This window comes from Streptomyces sp. LN549 (assembly GCF_043203805.1).
GTDB lineage: Bacteria > Actinomycetota > Actinomycetes > Streptomycetales > Streptomycetaceae > Streptomyces.
In genome coordinates, this window is sequence record NZ_JAZHRI010000002.1 from 7,382,489 (window position 1) to 7,398,272 (window position 15,784).

Here is a 15,784-nt window from a genome sequence, read left to right on the forward strand (position 1 = left end):
GTTCCCGCTCGGCGCGGCCGGTGTGCGGACGCCGTCGGGTGGTGGTGCGGTCGGACGGCGCTCAGCCGAGCAGGCCGATCCGCTGGTAGAAGGCCGTGGTGCGGGAGGTGATCGAGGCGTGCGCCGCCTGGCGGGCCGGGTCGGCCAGCAACCGGGTGCGGAAGGCGAAGGGGTCGGGGATACCGGCGTCGCGGTAGACCTCGACGCTGTACAGCTGCTGGATGGACGTCTCGATGTAGCGCTCCACGTAGGTGCGGGCCATGGCCTTCTCCTCGGCGTCGCCGGCCTCGCACAGCCGCTCGTACAGGGCGCGCACCAACTGGCAGCCGAAGGCGATGTGCCGGGACTCGTCCTGGTGGTGGACCCGGTTGATGGCGCGGATCGTCTCGGGCAGCGTCGCGTCGGCGGCCATCCTGCTGTTGAAGTGGTCGACGATCTGCTCGAAGATCAGGATCCGGCTGAAGACGATGAAGTTGTCGAGCAGGGCGGAGTGGCTCTTGGCGGGGAAGGCCATGGACCGGTCGGCGTAGAGCTTCTTGCCGTACCGCAGGCAGAACTCAGCGAAGAACCACATGTGTTCGTTCTCCTCACCCAGGAAGTGGTGGAAGAACGGGGTAGGGATCTCGTATCCGGGGGCGTGGATACGGGCCACGACCTCCTGGAGCAACTCCCGGATGCCGTGCACGTTCAGGCTGTAGAAGTTGACGCTCTCCCATTTGGCCAGCGCCAGGTACTGGTCGCGGGTGAGCTCGGCGGCGGCGTCGGTGCCGTGCACCGACATGAGGTCCTCGCTCATCCACAGCGCGCCCTCGGGAATGCTGTCGGGCCAGTCGAACGTCTGGTACGGGTTGTAGTAGTCGTTCTCGGCGGCGGCGGTCAGCCGCTTCACAGCGGCGCTGAACTCGTCGTCCCAGACGGATACCGTGGCAGTGCTCATCGTGACTTCCTTATGGGAGGGGTGCGGAGGGGAAAGCCGGTCACCGGTGATCAGCGGAGTGTCTCCAGCGCGACGGTCCCCGCCACGCTCTCGACCAGGAGCGTCTCGAAGGACCGCAGGAGCCGTTCGATCTCCGGCCTGGGGATCAGACGGGTGTCCGCCATGAGGTGGAGCAGGCAGGTGTTCGGCTCGTACGCGGTGTGCACGAAGAAGGTGGCGTCCTGGCGCTCCCACACGCCGACGCAGGACACCTCGGTCTTCTCGGTGAGCGCCCTCAGCTGTTCGGCCGATCCGTCGGTGGCCGGCAGACCGGACCAACGGTCGTGCATCCGCTTGTCGTTGAAGAAACAGGAGAGGTCCAGCTCGCCGCCGCTCGCCACCCGCGCCTCCTCCAGAACTTCGTCCATGGCCAGCGGGTCGTACTGCGCGTGTCGGTAAGCGTTCATGCCCACGAGGAAGGTGCGCCGGATGAGTTCCTCGAACGAGCCCGTGCCGCTGTCGACGGCGAACAGGGCGTTCTCGGCCATCGCCGCGATCAGCCGCCGGCTGCGCTCGTCGTGGCGGTTGACGGCGATGAGCTGGAGGACCGCCGTGTCGTGTCCGCTGTACGAGCCGAGTACGGCGGCGGTCGCGGCGAGCAGCACCGTCTGGGTGCTCACCCGGCAGCGGTCGGCCAGTGCGGTCGCGGCCACGGCGACGGCGGGTGAGTCCATGCGCAGGCGCACGAACCGCTCCGGCGCGGGGTCGTCGGCGGGCCGGGTGAACATGGCGGGGGGCACCCGGCCCAGAGTGGTGCGCCAGTAGGCCAGGGAGGCGGCGCCGCGGGCGGCGCCCGCGCCCTCGGTCTCGAACGCGGCCTGGTCGAGGGGCTGCCAGTCGGAGGAGGGCCCCGCCCGGTCGTCGAGCAACGCGGCCAGGTCGGCGAGGAGTTCGCGTACGGCCCAGAAGTCGACGCCGAGGTGGGAGAAGGCGAGGGCCAGCTGACCGGGGGCCCCCGCCTCCAGCACCAGGGCGCAGCGCAGGGGGAGTTCGCTGTCGTGGTCGAACGCGGTGCCCGCGAGTTCCTGGGCCAGGCGGCCGGCCGTCTCGGCTCCCGTTCCCGGTGAGGTGTCGTACACGGTGTACGCGAACGTCCCCTCGTCCGTGACCTCCTGCTCGGGGCCGGTGGCGGTCTGCCGGAAGTGGGTGCGCAGAGCCTCGTGCCGGCTCAGCAGTTGCCCGAGGGCGGCAGCGACCTGGGCCTCGGTGCGACCGGGCGGCACGGGCAGGGTCCGGCGGATGTTGAAGTAGTGGGATCCCTCGCCCAGCCAGCGGATGGACTTCCAGATCGCCTGCTGGCCCCAGGTCATCGGGGCGCGGTCGGCCCGGCGTCCGCGGAAGCGCGACGAGCCGGTTCGGCTGTCGTCCATGGTTGGTTCCTTTCGTCGCCGCGCAGGGCCGTGCCGCGGGCGTGAGGCATGAGGTGTGGGGAGCGAACCGGACAGGCGGACGCAACCCGTGCGCGGGCAGCGGGCATCGTCCGCCCGGGCCGGGCCGTTGAGGGCGGCCGGCGCGGGGCGGCAAGGGGCTCGGGGCCGGCGCATGGCGGTGTCCGACGGCATGCGCCGGGCGCCCCCGGGGCCGGTTCCCGCGGGTGGATGAATGAGAAGGGGGCCGGCCGGCGCTCAACGGATGTCCGCAGCCCGATTAGGGCGCGAGGTAACACGAGAGTTCGCTCGGGAAGGCGGCTGCGGCCGTCGGCCAAGATGTGGGCACGGGGCCGCCGCACGCCACCCCCGCAGGCGTCAGCTGGAAGACGAGCGGGGGCCGGGCGTCACTGCACGGCCCTGCTCGGAGTCGGGACGTTAGCAACCTGGTTCGCGAAACGTCTAGACCAAATAGGGGAGTTGAACAATTGATGACCATCGGGTGAACATTCGCTGTCCCGTGTGCCCGGGATTCCTTGACGCCTTGAAAGGTCTAGTCCAAACTGCGGGTGGCGCTGATCGGAGCGAGGCGAAGCGCGTGGCCGGCGGACAACCCGCACCGGGCCCCCATGCCGCCGCTCGCGCGCCTCCCACGGCCCGCAATGGTGCGGGACCTCCATCGCACTACCCGAAGAGGTTTTCGAGTGCGACCCGCACACCACGTCACGGAGCCCGGATGGTTCGTGCGACGCGCCGTTCGCTGGCGCTCCGTCGGCAGGCTCCTGCGCCACACGCACCCCGCACTGCGGACGGCGACCATCGCCCTGCACATCACCGTCGGACTGCTGCCGGTCGTCTTCATCGCCTGGACGAGCCGGCTCATCTCCCGCGTCCCCGACTCCCTTTCGCCTTCCGGCGGTTCGGGATGGGCGGTGCTGGGGCTCGCGCCCCTGCTCGCGGTCTGCGCGTTCGTGGTCCAGCAGCTGCTGGCACCCTTCCAATCGGCGCTGGGCGAACTGGTCACCCGGCAGGTGGACGGCGCGTGCATCGCCCGCCTCATGCGGTGCGCGCTGATCGGCCTGCCGGTCGCCGAACTGGAGCGCCAGGACGTCCTCGACATCCTGTCCGACGCCCGGGGTGGGTTCGAGCGGGTGTCCCCCACACCGGGCGACGCCGCCGCCGGGGCCCTGGCGCTGATCGCCCGCTACGCCCAGCTGGCCGGTGCCTCGGTGATGGTCGCCCTGGTACTCGGTCCGGGGCCGGGAATCCTGGTCGCGGTCACGGCCCTGGTGATCAGGTTCGGCCAGCGCGGCTCACTGGACCGCTTCGGCGCCCTGCGGATCGCTCTCGCGGGGGAGCGGAGGAAGCTCAACTACCTGCGCCGCACCGCCGGCGGGCCGGCACTGGCGAAGGAGGCCCGGATGCTCGGGCTGCTCCCCTGGCTCCGCGAGCGCCACACCGCTCAGGCCCGGGGCTATCTGGACCCCCTGTGGGAAGGACGGCGACGGCTCCTCTTCTGGCCCTTCGTGGGACTCGCGGCCGTCGGCCTGGTGGGCGGCGGCGGCTCGCTGTACGTCCTGGCCCGGGAGGGCGCGAACGGCTCCCTGTCCCTGCTCCAGCTCTCCGTGGCCCTCCAGGCCGTACTGATCCCCATGCGGTTCGGCGTGTACTTCCCGGAGAGCGACGTGCAGACCCGGGACGGCCTCGCCGCGTACCACGCGCTGACCCGGCTGGAGTCGATGGCGGCGGGCGGACCCGCCGGCCCCGAGCGGCAGGACGGCGCCCTCGCCACCGTCCCCGAGGGGGCGATCCGCTTCGAGGACGTCACCTTCCGCTACCAGGACGACGGGCCGGACGTGCTGAGCGGCCTCGATCTGGTGCTGGAGCACGGCAGGTCCACCGCCGTCGTCGGGCTGAACGGAGCGGGCAAGACCACCCTGGTCAAGCTCCTCGCCAGGCTCCACGAGCCGTCCGTGGGCCGTATCACCGCCGGCGGCACTCCCTTGTCCGGGTTCCCGGCGGCAGACTGGCACCGGCGCATCGCAGTGATCTTCCAGGACTTCACCCGCTACCAGCTCACCGCCGCCGAGAACATCGGACTGGGCCGGCCGGACCGGATGGACGACCGGGAGGCCCTCCTCGCGGCAGCCGGCCGGGCGGGTGCCCGCGAGGTGATCGAGCGGCTGCCGAACGGCCTGGACACTGTGCTCTGCGGCCAGTACGAGAACGGAAGCGATCTCTCCGGCGGTCAGTGGCAGCGCGTCGCGTTGTCCCGCGCGCTGCTGGCCGTGGACGCCGGTGCCTCGCTGCTGATCCTCGACGAGCCGACCGCGCAGCTGGACGTCCGCGCGGAGGCGGCCTTCTTCGACCGCTTCCTCGAGATGACCGAGGGGATCACGAGCGTGATCGTCGCGCACCGCTTCTCCAGTGTGCGCCGCGCCGACCGGATCGTGGTGCTGGCCGACGGGGCGGTGGCCGAGTCCGGGACCCATGAGGAGCTGATGGCGCTCGACGGACGCTACGCGGAGCTGTTCCGGATCCAGGCGGAGCGCTTCGCCGAGGAACAGGCCGAGGACGCCGCGGTACGCGCCACGGCCGGAACACTCCCGCGCGCCGCTCAGCCCGTTTCGACACCGGAAGGTGCCAGGTGAAGACCCTTTTCCTCGCGGTCCACCAGTTGTTGCGGATCGCCGTACGGTGCGACGCCCGGCGCCTGACCCGGGCCGTCGCCCTGATGGTCGTGGGCTTCCTGTCCACACCTCTGATCGCGCTGTGCCTGAAGTCGCTGACCACGGCCGCGGTGGCGCACGACGCGTCCGTGGCCACCTGGCTGGCCCTGTGCACCGCGCTGTTGCTGGTTCTCGAACTGATGATGAACCACTTCGCGCATCTCTCGTACTTCGAGCTGGGAGAGCTGGAGGAACTGAGCCTGCAGAACGAGGTGATCGCGCTCGCCCATGGCAGCAGCGGCCTGGAACAGTTCGACAGTCCCGGGTACGCGGACACCCTCGCCCTGATCAGGGAGGAGCTGCCCCGCACCCGGGCCTGCCTGGAGGCGGTGCTCCAACTCGGCGGTCTTGTGCTCCAGATGGCCCTGACGTCGGTGCTGCTCGGTCTGCTCGACCCGTGGCTGCTGCTCCTGCCGCTGGCCGGCGCGGTCCCCGTCGTCGCGGGCAACCGGGCCCAGCTCCTGATCGACCGCGCGAAGGAGCTCACCGCACCGGAGAACCGGCTGGGCCGCCACCTGCTGGAGGTGGCCACCACCCAGTCGTCGGTCAAGGAGATCCGGCTCGCCGCAGCCGAGGACGTCCTCCTGCGCCGCCACCGCGCCGACTGGAGCCGGGCGAGCCGGGCGATCGGCGGTGCCCAGCTGACCGCGGCCGTGCTGCGCGCCGCGGGCCAGCTCGTCTTCGCCGCCGGCTACGGCGGGGCGATCTACCTGGTGGTCGGCCGGGCCGTATCCGGCGGGGCGGGCCTCGGCGACGTCATCCTTGTCATCACCCTCGCCTCGCAGATCAGCCTCCAGGTCTCGACCGCTCTCGGGCTCCTGACCGCGCTCCAGGGCGCCGGGCGCACCATGGAGCGGCTGGCCGAACTGCGCGGCCCCGCCGCGCACGGCGACGACGCGCTCACCGACGTACCCGCCGTGCTCACCCGGGGCATCAGGCTGGAGAACGTCAGCTTCAGCTATCCCGGGAGCGACCGGAAGGTCCTCGATGAGGTGACCCTGGACATCCCGGCGGGCACCGCGCTGGCGGTCGTCGGCGAGAACGGAGCCGGCAAGAGCACCCTGGTGAAACTCCTGTGCGGCCTCTACCGCCCCACCTCCGGCCGCATCCTGGTGGACGGGGCCGACCTTGCCGGATGCGACGCCCGCCAGTGGCAGTCCCGGACCGGAACGCTCTTCCAGGACTTCGCCCGGCTCGAACTGCGGCTCCGCGACAACGTCGGCATCGGAGATCTCGGCCGCCTCGACGACGATCCGGCGCTGCACACCGCCCTCCGCGCCGCCGAGGCGGAACAGGTCGAGGAGCGGGTCCCCGCCGGCCTCGACGGACTGCTTGGTCGTGGTTACGGCGACGGCGCCGAACTCTCCGGCGGCCAGTGGCAGAAGCTCGGCCTGGCCCGCGCCCTGATGCGTCGCCGTCCCCTGATGGTGGCGCTCGACGAGCCCGCCTCGGCCCTCGATGCCACGGCCGAGCACGCGCTGTTCGAACGGTTCGCGGACCTGTGCGCGGGGGCGAGCGCCGAAACCGGGGCGATCACGCTGCTCATCTCGCACCGCTTCTCGACCGTCCGGATGGCGGACCTGATCGTGGTGCTGGAGAAGGGCCGTGTCTCGGAGCTGGGCACCCACGCGGAACTGGCCGCGGGCGGCGGTCTCTACGCGGAGCTGTACGACCTCCAGGTCCGGGTCTACAGCTGAGGAGTACGGGCCCGGCCCCGGGCGCGCACGCGAAAGGGCGCGGAGTGCGGGACCGTAATCCGTACTCCACGCCCGCTTCCGGAAAAAGGGAGGAACAGGGGCCGCGGCGAGGCGCGAAGGGGGCGGCAGGGACCGGCTCGTTCAGGTCAGGAACCGGCACCGCCACTCACACCACCGCACTGGCATCGCACCACCGCCGCGGCCTCGGGGGTGTCTGGCGGATCCCCGCGGCGTCGCGGGGATCCGCCAGACACCCCGTCCTGCCCGCGCCCCGCGCAACCCCTCATCCGGGTGGGTGCGACGACGCGAGCAGGGCTTTACCCGGGGCCTAGTCCTCGCGCAGGGCGCGGACGGCCTCCTCCACGCGCGTGCCGTACTCGGCATCCGCGGCGTGGAAGTGGGCGAGGTTCTTCTCGATCACGTCGTCCCGGGTGACCTGCGAGAGGCCGCCCGCGATGTTGGCGATGAGCCGGTCCTTCTCGTCGTCCGACATCAGCCGGTACAGCTCGCCCGCCTGGAAGAAGTCGTCGTCCTTCGTGTGGGCGGGCGCCTCGTGCGTGCCGGTCCAGCCCTGGACGGCCAGCGGGGCGGAGTGCGCCGCGTCCGTCTGGGCCGGGCCCGCGTACGAGTTGGGCTCGTAGTTCTTGTCGTGCCGCGCCCCGTTGCGCGTGGCGTGCAGCCCGTCGCGGCCGTAGTTGTCGACGACGGCGGTGCGCGGCGCGTTCACCGGCAGGTGGGTGTGGTTGACGCCCAGCCGGTAGCGGTGCGCGTCCGCGTAGGCGAACAGCCGGCCCTGGAGCATCTTGTCCGGGGACGGACCGATGCCGGGCACGAAGTTGTTCGGGGAGAACGCGGCCTGCTCGACCTCGGCGAAGACGTTGTCCGGGTTGCGGTCCAGGACCAGCCGGCCCACCCGCTGGAGCGGGTAGTCGCTGTGCGGCCACACCTTGGTGAGGTCGAACGGGTTGAAGCGGTAGTCCGCGGCCTCCGCGGCCGGCATGACCTGCACATGCAGCGTCCAGGACGGGTTCACACCGCGCTCGATGGCCTGGAGCAGGTCCGTCTGGTGGGAGCTCGCGTCCTTGCCGACGAGCTCGGCGGCCTGGTCGGCGGAGAGGGAACGCACGCCCTGGTTCGTCTTGAAGTGGTACTTGACGAAGAAGGCCTCACCCGCGGCGTTCGTCCACTGGTAGGTGTGCGAGCCGTAGCCGTTCATGTGGCGGTACGAGGCGGGGATGCCGCGGTCGCCCATCAGCCAGGTCACCTGGTGCGTCGCCTCGGGGGCGTGTGCCCAGAAGTCCCAGACGTTGTCCGGCTCCTGACGGCCCGTGAACGGGTCGCGCTTCTGCGAGTGGATGAAGTCGGGGAACTTGATCGGGTCCTTGATGAAGAACACCGGGGTGTTGTTGCCGACGAGGTCGTAATTGCCCTCGTCCGTATAGAACTTGAGGGCGAAACCGCGCGGGTCGCGCACCGCGTCCGCGCCGCCGAGCGAGTCGGCGACCGTCGAGAACCGGATGAACGTCTCGGTGCGGCGGCCCACTTCGGAGAGGAAGTCCGCGCGGGTGAAGCCGGTGACGTCGTCGGTCACCTCGAAGTAGCCGTACGCGCCGGAGCCCCGGGCGTGCACCACGCGCTCCGGGATGCGCTCCCGGTTGAAGCGAGCGAGCTTCTCCAGGAGGTGACCGTCCTGGAGGAGGATCGGGCCGCCGGCGCCGGCGGTGGCGGAGTTCTGGTTGTCGGCGACCGGGGCGCCGGACTCGGTCGTAAGCACGCGCTGCGTCATGGTGTCGGGGCGACCTTCCGTACGGGAGCTGCTGAACTGCGACGGCCTGGGGGCGTAGGGGCTCCAGGAGCGTAAGTACGCTCCGAACCCGACGTCAACAGTTTGTTGAAATTCATGGTGAAGAGGTGTGGCAAGGTGCGTGGAGAGGTGTTCCGGACGGCGCCGGCGCCTGGGCGCGACAGGACAGGTGTCAGCGCCGACGCCGCCCGGAAGTCTGTGGGCCGGGGGATACGCACCCGGCGGGGTGGTGCCGGCCGGGCCTGCACGGGGCCCGGCCGCATCGGTCAGTCCCGGACGGGCTGACCGGACAGACGCTCGACCGAGCGCAGCAGCGCCGAGTGGTCGAGGCCGCCGTCGCCCTGCGCGCGCAGCGAGGCGACGAGCTGGGCGACCACGCCGCCGACCGGCAGTGCGGCACCCACGTTGCGGGCGGCGTCCGTGACGATGCCCATGTCCTTGTGGTGCAGGTCGATCCGGAAGCCCGGAGCGAAGTCCCGGTTCAGGAAGTTGTCCTTCTTGCGGGTCAGTACGGTCGAGCCGGCCAGTCCGCCGTTGAGGACGTCCAGTGCGGCGGCGAGGTCGACCCCGGACTTCTCCAGGAAGACGACGGCCTCGGCGCAGGCCTGGATGTTGACGGCGACGATCAGCTGGTTGGCCGCCTTCACCGTCTGGCCGGAGCCGTGCGGACCGCAGAGCACGATGGTCCTGCCCAGCGCGTCGAGCAGCGGCTTCGCGGCGTCGAAGTCCGCCTGCTCGCCGCCGACCATGATGGACAGCACGGCCTCGATGGCGCCGGCCTCGCCGCCGGAGACGGGGGCGTCCAGGACCCGGATGCCCTTCTCGCGGGCGTTCTTCGCGAGGTCCACGGAGGTCTGCGGGGTGATCGAGGACATGTCGATCAGCAGCGCGCCGCGCCTGGCGTTCTCCAGGATGCCCTCGGGGCCGTACGCGATCGCCTCGACCTGCGGGGAGGCCGGCACCATCGTGATGACCACGTCCGCGTCCTTGACCGCCTCGGCGATCGAGCCCGCGCCGGTGCCGCCGGCCGCGGCCAGCCGGTCGACCTTGTCCTGCTCCAGGGTGTAACCGGTGACGTCGTAACCGGCCTTGATCAGGTTCTCGGACATGGGCGAGCCCATGATGCCGAGCCCGATCCACGCAACCTTGGGGAGGTTGTTGCTCATGAGGGTGCCTTCCGATAAGCGTGTGTACGAAGGGCTGTCCGCCGCTATCGGCGGGCGGCCCGCGCGGTGGCCGGGAGCCACTCGAAGGACTCGGCGCTCGGCCGGTCGCCCGGCTTGTACTCCAGGCCGACCCAGCCGTCGTAACCGGCCTTCGTCAGCTCGTCGAGGAGCTGCTCCAGTGGGAGCGAGCCGGTGCCGGGCGCGCCGCGCCCCGGGTTGTCCGCGATCTGGACGTGACCGGTCCTGTCGGCGTACGCCGCGATGACCTGGCTGAGGTCCTCGCCGTTCATCGACAGGTGGTACAGGTCCAACAGGAACTTCGCGTTGCCGAGCCCCGTCGCCGCGTTGACGCGGTCCACGACCTCGATCCCGGCCGGCGCGCTCACCAGCGGGTAGCGCGGCGACTCCGGCTTGTTCAGGGTCTCGATCAGCAGGACCGCCCCGATCCGGTCGGCTGCGCGGGCGGCGATGACCAGGTTCTCCAGGGCGAGTTCGTCCTGCGCGGCGGGGTCGACACCGTCCACCCGGTTGCCGTAGAGGGCGTTGAGTGCCTTGCAGCCGACCGAGGCGGCGAAGCCTGCCGCCACCTCGATATTGGCCCGGAAGCGGTCCGACTCCGTGCCGGGCACGGAGAGCGCGCCGCGGTCGGGGCCGGGCAGCTGTCCGGCGTAGAAGTTCAGCCCCACCAGCTGGGTGCCGGCGTCGTCGAGCGCCTTCTTCAGCGCGTCGAGCTCGGCCTGCGGCGGGGTGGGGGTCTCGGTCCAAGGCCACCACAGCTCGACCGCGGTGAAGCCCGCCGCGGCGGCTGCCGCGGGTCGCTCCAGGAGCGGGAGTTCCGTGAAGAGGATCGAAAGGTTCACATCGAAGCGCTGGTCCGGGTAGCCCATGAGGGTTTCGGCGCTCCTTCCGTATTGCGGAAGTTAGTTTCTGCTTAACGGAAGGTTGCCCGGGAGGTGGCCGGGCTGTCAAGGGGGTGCCCGGAATTCGGGCCGGTCGCGGCGGTCGCACCCGGGTCCGGACATACCGAAGGCGGGGCGGAGGCCCGCCGGCCCTCCGCCCCGCCCTCCGGGTCCGCTACCGGATCACCCGGCAGGCACCGTGTCCTGGTACGTCGTCCCCGCCGTGCGGAACGCGCTCACCCGCGCGCTGACCTGCGCCGGGGTGAGGACCTGGTCCTTCACGTGCAGGACGTAGTCCACCTGCTGGTCGTACGAGCGCGGCGTCGTGCTCGTCTGCCCGGCCAGGTCGATCAGCCACTGGTTGAAGTTGATCGACATCCCCCGCTCCGGCAGATACGCCGCACCGTGCGTGCCGAACACCTGGCCGTCGATGTAGTACGTGATCGCGTTGTCGTCGATCGTCACGACCAGGTCGTGCCAGCCCGCATAGCTCTGCCGGGCCTCACTGTGCTGGTTGACCGCCTCCCACGGGTCGGGGCGATAGGTCTCCCACGAGGTCGTGTACAGGATGTTGCCGCTCTCGCCCCAGCCGCCGTTCGGCAGGTACTCGAAGTCGTACTCCGCGTAGTCGTCCGCCATCGGCGCCTTGAGGTCGTTGATGGTGAAGAACGTCTGGACGAGATGGTCTCCGTCCGGACCGGACACCGGGGCGTCGCTGAACTTCACCCGTGCCGCATAGGTGCCGTTGCGGAACTTCATCGACCGGGTCAGGATCTCGGTCTGCTTCGTCGACTCGCCGCTGCCCGCGGTCGACGTCTCCAGGTTCATCACCGAGTTTCCGCCCTCGGAGGCGAACGTGACGTTCTCCGGCGCCCAGGTGGCGCCGGGTACGCCCGGTCCACCGGAGTTGGAGCGGACGTTCCAGCCGTGCGCGGCGATCTGCGGGTCCGTGTGACCGCTGTAGTTGAAGTCGTCGAACAGCGTCGGGGCGCCGTCCGGCGGATCGGTCGGGTCAGTCGGGTCGGTCGGATCCGTCGGGCCGTTGCCCCCGGGCGCCTCGCCCCAGACCGTGGCGCCGCCGAGCTGCGCGGTCACCTTCGACCAGTCCCCGTACGCAGTCCGGCCCGCGTCGAAGGAGTAGTCGTCGCTCTGCACCAGGGACTGCCAGCTCGACCGGTAGAAGCGCAGCTGCATGTCACCGGTGTCGGCGCCCGGTGCGAGCGATCCGGCACCCGAGGTGAAGCCGATCTCCAGGTAGCGGTCGGCGGTGGCGGTCGGGGAGGCGAGCGTGCCGAACGTACCGGTGATGTTCGCGCAGCCCTTCACCGCCCAGGAGCAGGCGAACCGGTAGGCGTCGCCCGCCGCCTCGCCCTTGAAGTAGTAGCGGACCTTGACGGCGCTGAGCTGTACGGCTCCGCTGCCGGTGTTGCGCACCTTCAGCCAGGGTTCGCTCTGGTCGGCGGTGGCTCCGGACGCACTGGTGCGGTACTGCACGCTGAGCGATCCGTCGGCGGCGCTCGCCGACGACGGGACGGCGGCCAGGGCCGTACAGCCCAGGGCCACGGTGGCGGCGGCTGCCGCCGCCGCGCGGATCCGGCTCTTCGCGAGTGACTTCATGAACCTGTTCCTCTCCGGAACGGTCGTGGGGGAGTGGTTCCTACCGAGTTGGCGCTGTTCCTGGGGAAGCGGTCTGGAGCGACCGGGGGTTCAGGGGGCGGTACCGGACGCCGAGGGCGTCGAGCCGTGCCGTGTGCCGGCCGAGGCGGGACACGAAGCCGGGCCAGTCGCTGCGACCGCCCGACCAGGCGCGGTCCGCGAGGGCGCACAGCCGCGGGTAGGTCAGATACTCGATCTGCTCCGGCGTGCTCGCGTACTCGGTCCACAACTGGGCCTGGGTGCCCAGCACCCGGGCCGCGTCCGCCGCGTCCCAGCCGTCCGGCACAGGCCGGTTGCCGTGGACGGCCCGCAGGCCGACGGGCGGTCCCGGCTGCGCGGCCGGTTCGCCGGGGTCCGTGGACTGGGCGTAGTCGAGGTACGTGGCCCGGTGGTGCGCGGTGACCACCTGGTGGCCGCGGCGGGCGGCCGCCAGCGCGTGGGCCGGGTCGCGCCATGTCATCACCGTGAATTCGAGGGGGAGTTCGGTGCCCGTCTCGGCCCAGCCGACCGGGCGCCTGCCCTGCTCGGCCAGGAAGGACCCGATCCGGCCCATGAACCAGCCGTGCAGCGCCCGGGCGTCGGGCAGCCCCTCGGCGGCGGCCCGCGCCCGCGCCGCCGGGCTCGACTCCCACTCGGTGGTCGGGCACTCCTCGCCGCCGATGTGGATGTACGGGGACGGGAAGACGTCCATGACCTCCTCCAGCACCGTCCGGCAGAAGTCGAAGACCTCCTCGTGGACGCCGAACACCGTGTCGCAGACGCCCCAGCGGGTCCACACGTCCGGCCGCCGCGAGGGATCGTTGCCCAGCTCGGGGTGGGCGGCGAGGGCCGCGCGCACATGGCCCGGCATCTCGATCTCGGGCACCACCCGCACCCCGCGGGCCGCCGCGTAACGGACCAGGTCCCGCAGTTCCTGCCGGGTGTACGCCCCCGAGTGCGGAATCCCGTCGAAGGACTCGTCGCCGCCCCCCGGCGGACCGGACATCGACTGCCTGCGGTGACCGCCGATCCCGGTCAGCCGCGGGTAGGCGGCGACGGGCATCCGCCAGCCCTGGTCGTCGGTGAGGTGGAGGTGGAGCGTGTTGAGCTTGTGCAGCGCCATCAGGTCCACGTACCGGCGCAGATAGGACACCGGCTGGAAGTGCCGGGCCACGTCGAGCATCGACCCGCGCCACGGGTGTGCGGGCACGTCGCTGATCTCGACACAGGGCAGCATCCACGGCGCGTCCCGCTGCGCCGTGCCCGACAGGGCCTCGGCCGGCAGCAGCTGACGGATCGTCTGGACTCCGCAGAGCAGGCCCGGGAGACGCGCGGCCCGCAGCAGCAGGGCGTCCGGGCCGATGGTGAGCCCGTAGCCCTCCTCGCCGAGTCCGCCCAGCTGCGGATCGAGAGCCAGCACGATGCGGCCGGTGGCGGAGGGCGGAAGCGGCAGGCCGGTGGCCGGGGCGAGCAGGGTGCGCAGCAGGTCGGCCGCGCCCTCCGCGCCGGGATAGGCCCGCACCGAGGTGTCCTGGTCGAGGGTGAACCGGCCGGGGCGGGCCGAGACCTTGCGGGGGCGGGGCACGAGGGAGTGTTCGGGGCGTGATGCGGGCACGGGGGTGGCCTCCGGGTTCGGATCTCGGGCTTCAGCCCTTGACGGCGCCGGCCGCGAAGCCGGAGGTGACATGGCGCTGGAGCAGCAGGAAGACGACCAGCGCGGGCAGGGCGAAGAGGGTCGAGGCGGCCATGGTGGCGCCCCAGTCGGTGCCGAAGGTGTTCTGGAACGACGACAGCCAGACCGGCAGTGTGCGGCTGTCCTGGTGCTTGATGATCAGGAAGTTGGCGTACGCGAACTCGTTCCACGCGGTGATGAACCCGAACAGCGAGGTCGCCATCAGCCCCGGCGCGAGCAGCGGCAGCGCCACCCGACGGAAGGCACCGGTCCGGGTGCACCCGTCGACCTGCGCGGCCTCCTCCAGCTCCGGCGGAATGGTGGCGATGAAGCCGCGCAGCACCACGATCGAGAACGGCAGCGTGACCATGAAGTAGACGAGCGTGAGTGTCGGCAGCCGGTCGAGCATGTCCGTGTCGCGGGAGATGATGTAGATCGGGATGATCAGCGACTCCCAGGGCGCCATCTGGGCGATGAAGACCATGAGCATGAACTGCCGCCGGCCCTTCCACCGCATCCTGGCCACGGCATACGCCGAGCCGATGGCGACCAGCAGCGCCAGGAGGATCGAGCTGAGCGTCACCAGGATGCTGTTGCGCCAGAACAGCTCGAACCCGTCGGCCTGCACGGCCGTGCGGAAGTGTTCGAGCGTCCAGGTGTGCGGGAAGAGCTTCGGATCGGCGGACTGGATGTCCCGCGACGGTTGAACGCGGTCGAGATCATCCAGTAGACGGGGAACAGGCAGACCAGGACGGTCAGTACGGCGGCGGCGTTCAGCGGGATCCGCCGGACTCTCGGGTGCAGCAGGCTCATCGGTACTCGTCCTCCTGACGGAACATCTGGCGGAAGTAGAGGACGAGCACCCCGGACATCAGGACCACGGTGAGCATCGAGGCCGCCGAGCCCAGGTCGTAGCGCTGCCCCGCGAGTGCCTTCTGCACCGCGTACACGGGCAGGATCGTCGTGGCGTCGCCCGGACCCCCGCGGGTCATCACCCAGATCTGGACGAACGCCTTGAACGTCCAGATGACTTCGAGCGAGAAGACCAGCAGGAAGATGGGCCGGAGTATCGGGAAGGTGACCGAGCGGAAGATCCGGGAGCCGGACGCCCCGTCCAGCCGCGCCGACTCGTACAGCTCCGCGGGGACCGTGGTGAGCGCCGAGTAGACGGTGATCGCCGCGAACGGAACCGACTGCCAGACGATCAGCAGGACGAGGATCGAGAAGGCGGCGGTACCGTGCGCGAACCACGGGTAGCGGTCGAAGGAGGAGAACCCGGCCTCGGTCAGCAGCCGGTTGACGATGCCGAACTCGGAGTGGAACAGCCACTGGAAGACCGTGGTGGCCGCGACCACCGGCATCGCCCACGCCAGCACCAGCGAACTGAGCACCACGGTGCGTCCGAACCGGCCCAGCCGCTCGGTCATCAGCGCGACCAGGGTCGCGATCACCATGATCAGGACCACGTTGACCGCCATGAACAGGAAGGTGCGCCGGACCACCTCCCAGAACCGCGGGTCGGACAGCAGCGTCCGGTAGTTGCGCAGTCCGACGAACTCCGCGTCGCCCATGATCAGCTGGCGCAGCCGGAAGTCCTGCAGCGAGATCAGCACGGCCCGCAGGAGCGGGTAGACGAGCAGATAGAGCATGCCGCCCAGGGCGGGTGCGATCAGGGCGTACGGCCAGAGGCCGCGCGGCTCCCCGGACCGCCGCCGGCGCGGCGGTCCTGCCGTGCCGGTCGCCGGGCGGCGCAGGCGGCTGGGGGGTGCGGTCCGTTCCCGGATGACCGACACGGCACGCCTCCTCTCGATGGTCGGGCGATCGGGCGGGGAAGGGGGC

The 15,784-nt window shown here is 70.9% G+C and carries 10 protein-coding genes and 1 pseudogene; 2 read left to right on the top strand and 9 right to left on the bottom strand.

Annotation, left to right across the window (positions count from 1 at the left end):
- Positions 1–61 precede the first annotated feature (61 nt).
- Positions 62–937, bottom strand: a complete 876-nt coding sequence (locus SH922_RS32970; RefSeq protein WP_393062213.1) for a diiron oxygenase — start codon at positions 935–937, stop codon at positions 62–64.
- 50 nt (positions 938–987) lie between these two features.
- The gene (locus SH922_RS32975; RefSeq protein WP_393062214.1) at positions 988–2,346 is read right to left on the bottom strand and encodes a condensation domain-containing protein; all 1,359 of its coding nucleotides are present in this window, start codon (positions 2,344–2,346) and stop codon (positions 988–990) included.
- Positions 2,347–3,086: 740 nt separating this feature from the next.
- Here SH922_RS32975 and SH922_RS32980 point away from each other — a divergent pair.
- Both SH922_RS32980 and SH922_RS32985 read left to right on the top strand, forming a co-directional pair.
- Complete coding sequence (locus tag SH922_RS32980) at positions 3,087–4,994, top strand: ABC transporter ATP-binding protein (protein WP_393062215.1); 1,908 nt, start codon at positions 3,087–3,089, stop codon at positions 4,992–4,994.
- The gene (locus tag SH922_RS32985) at positions 4,991–6,769 is read left to right on the top strand and encodes an ABC transporter ATP-binding protein (RefSeq protein WP_393062216.1); all 1,779 of its coding nucleotides are present in this window, start codon (positions 4,991–4,993) and stop codon (positions 6,767–6,769) included. Before SH922_RS32980 ends, SH922_RS32985 begins: the two co-directional genes overlap by 4 nt.
- Positions 6,770–7,097: 328 nt before the next feature.
- Here SH922_RS32985 and SH922_RS32990 read toward each other — a convergent pair whose 3' ends face one another.
- From SH922_RS32990 to SH922_RS33020, 7 genes and pseudogenes are all read right to left on the bottom strand, one after another.
- A complete protein-coding gene (locus tag SH922_RS32990; RefSeq protein ID WP_393062217.1) occupies positions 7,098–8,555 on the bottom strand; it encodes a catalase in 1,458 nt (485 codons plus the stop codon).
- A 284-nt stretch (positions 8,556–8,839) separates the two neighbouring features.
- A complete protein-coding gene (locus tag SH922_RS32995) occupies positions 8,840–9,739 on the bottom strand; it encodes a 2-hydroxy-3-oxopropionate reductase (protein ID WP_393062218.1) in 900 nt (299 codons plus the stop codon).
- A 44-nt stretch (positions 9,740–9,783) separates the two neighbouring features.
- Positions 9,784–10,626 (bottom strand): TIM barrel protein, encoded by an 843-nt coding sequence (locus SH922_RS33000; RefSeq protein WP_393062219.1) that lies wholly within the window; start codon positions 10,624–10,626, stop codon positions 9,784–9,786.
- Positions 10,627–10,821: 195 nt separating this feature from the next.
- Positions 10,822–12,255 (bottom strand): cellulose binding domain-containing protein, encoded by a 1,434-nt coding sequence (locus tag SH922_RS33005; protein WP_393062220.1) that lies wholly within the window; start codon positions 12,253–12,255, stop codon positions 10,822–10,824.
- A gap of 40 nt (positions 12,256–12,295) precedes the next feature.
- Positions 12,296–13,888 (bottom strand): beta-N-acetylhexosaminidase, encoded by a 1,593-nt coding sequence (locus SH922_RS33010; RefSeq protein WP_393062221.1) that lies wholly within the window; start codon positions 13,886–13,888, stop codon positions 12,296–12,298.
- A gap of 31 nt (positions 13,889–13,919) precedes the next feature.
- A pseudogene (locus tag SH922_RS33015) lies at positions 13,920–14,758 on the bottom strand (carbohydrate ABC transporter permease).
- Positions 14,755–15,738 carry a carbohydrate ABC transporter permease gene (locus SH922_RS33020; protein WP_393062222.1) on the bottom strand — a complete coding sequence of 328 codons (984 nt, stop codon included), beginning with the start codon at positions 15,736–15,738 and terminating at the stop codon, positions 14,755–14,757. The pseudogene SH922_RS33015 and the gene SH922_RS33020 overlap by 4 nt, the downstream one beginning before the upstream one ends.
- Positions 15,739–15,784 lie beyond the last annotated feature (46 nt).